This is a genomic window from Pseudomonas yamanorum, from assembly GCF_013386765.1.
GTDB classification, from domain to species: Bacteria; Pseudomonadota; Gammaproteobacteria; order Pseudomonadales; family Pseudomonadaceae; genus Aquipseudomonas; species Aquipseudomonas yamanorum_A.
The window spans coordinates 1-2,925 of record NZ_JACARE010000087.1 but is presented as its reverse complement, the minus strand read 5'-3'; the positions used below and the strand labels follow the sequence as shown (position 1 = coordinate 2,925).

The 2,925-nt window shown below is 62.9% G+C and carries 2 protein-coding genes; both read left to right on the top strand.

Annotated elements, in window-relative coordinates; all coding sequences use genetic code 11:
* Window positions 1–1,284: AMP-binding protein (locus HX875_RS32350; protein ID WP_177048990.1), on the top strand; the 1,284-nt coding region annotated here is incomplete at its 5' end.
* Window positions 1,277–2,925: condensation domain-containing protein (locus HX875_RS32345; protein WP_256348229.1), on the top strand; the 1,649-nt coding region annotated here is incomplete at its 3' end. The genes HX875_RS32350 and HX875_RS32345, both read left to right, overlap by 8 nt.

Below are 2,925 nucleotides of genomic sequence, written 5' to 3'. Positions count from 1 at the left end.
GACGCGGTGTTGCAGAAGACGCCATTCAGCTTCGACGTCTCGGTGTGGGAGTTTTTCTGGCCGCTGATGAGCGGTGCGCGGCTGGTGGTGGCGGCCCCTGGAGATCATCGCGAGCCCACAAAACTGGTGCAGTTGATCACGGCCCGGCAGATCACCACGCTGCACTTTGTGCCTTCGATGTTGCAGGTGTTCTTGCAGGACGCTCAGGTCAGCCAGTGCACCAGCCTGACGCGCATCGTGTGCAGCGGCGAAGCGTTGCAGGTGGACGCGCAACAACAAGTCTTCAGCAAGCTGCCGAATGCCGGGCTGTACAACCTGTACGGGCCTACCGAGGCGGCCATCGACGTGACCCACTGGACCTGCCGCGAAGAAGGTCGCGACAGCGTGCCGATTGGCCAGCCGATCGCGAACCTGCAGACCTACGTCTTGAGCTCGGACCTGACACTGGTGCCGGCCGGCGTGATCGGTGAGTTGTACCTGGGAGGCGAAGGCCTGGCGCGTGGGTACCACCGTCGTGCGGGCCTGACGGCCGAGCGCTTTGTCGCCAGCCCGTTTGTGCCGGGTGAGCGGCTGTACCGCAGCGGTGACCTGGTGTGCCAGCGGGCAGACGGGGTTATCGAGTACCGCGGGCGTATCGACCATCAGGTGAAATTGCGCGGGTTGCGCATTGAGCTTGGAGAGATCGAAGCCCGACTGCTGGAGCAGGAGGCCGTGCGTGAAGCGGCAGTGCTGGCGGTTGAAACGGCGGCCGGCCTGCAACTGGTGGGCTACGTGGTGCCCACCTCTGCTGACGTGATGGACGGCGGGCCCGACGTGCAGGCGGCGTTGCGTGATGCGCTCAAGGCGCACCTGACGCACACCCTGCCGGACTACATGGTGCCCAGCCACCTGCTGATGCTGGCCGCGCTGCCGTTGAGCCCCAACGGCAAGCTGGAGCGCAAGGCCTTGCCGGCTCCGGATGCCCATGCTCGGGCGGCCCACCGTGCGCCTCGCAGCGAGCTTGAATGCCTGCTGGCTGACCTGTGGAGTGACGTGCTCAGCGTCGAGCAGGTGGGCCTCGATGATGACTTCTTCGCGTTGGGAGGCCACTCCCTGCACCTGGTGATGCTGTTGTCCCGTGTACGTAATGCCTTTGGCGTAGAGCTGGCGCTCAAGGCGTTCTATGACTTGCGCAAATTCGAAGACCTGGCGGCCCATCTGCAAGCGGCCGCCGGGGCGGAATCGGTGCTCGAATTCGATTTGATTTTCGACGCCCTTGATCAATTGGAGAAAGACGATGCTTAAGCCCGACCCGTTGCGCTCCCAGGAAATGCTTGAGCGAATCAAGGGGCTGGAGGGCCACAAGCGCCAACAACTGTTCAGCAAGCTGGCTCAGTCCGGGGTGAATGTGGCCCGCTTGCCAATTCTTCCCGCCAGCGAGACCGGCGCCTTGCCGATGTCTTATGCCCAGCAGCGCCAATGGTTTCTCTGGCAACTTGAGCCTCGCAGCAGCGCTTACAACATAAGCTCGGCCATACGCCTGCAAGGCCCGCTGGACGCGCACGTGCTTGCGCGTAGCGTTGATCACGTGGTTGCCCGGCATGCCAGCTTGCGCACGGTGTTCTTTGAAGACAATGGCCAGGCGCTGCAACGGGTGTTGCCCGCCGACTCGGCGCGCGTCGTTGTCGACAACCCTGCGTTGGGGGCGGCAACCCCCGGGCAGGCCATCGACCAGTGCCTGGCTGTAGAGGCCGCCTGGGTCTTTGACCTGACACAGGGGCCGTTGATGCGTGTGCGTCTGTTGAACCTGGGGCCCGACGATCATTTGCTGGTGGTGACTGTGCATCACATCATCACGGATGGCTGGTCCATGGGAATCATGGTGCAGGAGTTGCTTGAGTACTACCGTGCCGACCTGGCAGGGGAGGTGGCGGATTTGCCGGCCTTGTCGATCCAGTACCTCGATTACGCCCAGTGGCAGCGTCAATGGCTGGAAGCTGGCGAGCGCGAGCGCCAGCTTGCGTACTGGCAACGTCAGTTGGCGGGCGAGCAATCGGTGCTGGCGTTGCCGTTGGATCATGTACGGCCAGCGGTACAAAGCTACGGTGGCGCCAGCCTGGACTTCAGCGTGCCGCCGGCCCTGACCGAGCGCTTGCGGGCATTGGCGCAGCATCAGGATGTGTCGTTGTTTATGTTGCTGCTGGGAGCGTTTCAAGTCTTGCTGTTCCGCTACAGCGGGCAGACGGATATCCGCGTAGGCGTCCCGGTCGCCAATCGCAATCGTCTGGAGACTGAGCGGCTGATCGGTTTCTTCGTCAACACTCAGGTGTTCAAGGCAGACCTCGATGGCACTCGTCGTTTCGACAGCTTCCTGCAGGACGTGCGGCGGATTGCGCAAGAGGCCCAGGACCATCAGGACCTGCCGTTCGAGCAACTGGTGCAGGCACTTCACCCGGAGCGTAGCCTGAGCCACAGTCCGTTGTTCCAGGTGATGTACAACCACCAGCAGGGCACGGCGGGCGCCGGTGCGCAGGTTGGTGATCTGCACGTACAGGCGGTGCCGCGACCTCAGGTTTCGTCCCAATTCGACTTGACCCTGGATGTCAGTGAACCGGTGGATCCGGCGCAGGGGCTGGCGGCTACCTTCACCTACGCGACAGACCTGTTTGAGGCTGCGAGCGTGGAACGCCTGAGTCGACATTGGCTCAATCTGTTGCACGCCATCGTTGCCAACCCGGCACAAAGCCTGGGTGAGTTGCCGCTGCTGGATGCGTACGAGCAACGAGAGTTGTCGCAGGGCTGGAACACTACCGCCACGGTCTACCCCCTTGAACGCGCGGTTCACCAACTGATTGCAGACCAGGTAGCTCGCACGCCGCAAGCCATCGCGTTGCAGTTCGGCGAACAGCAGTTGACGTACCGCGAGCTTGATCAGCGCGCCAACCA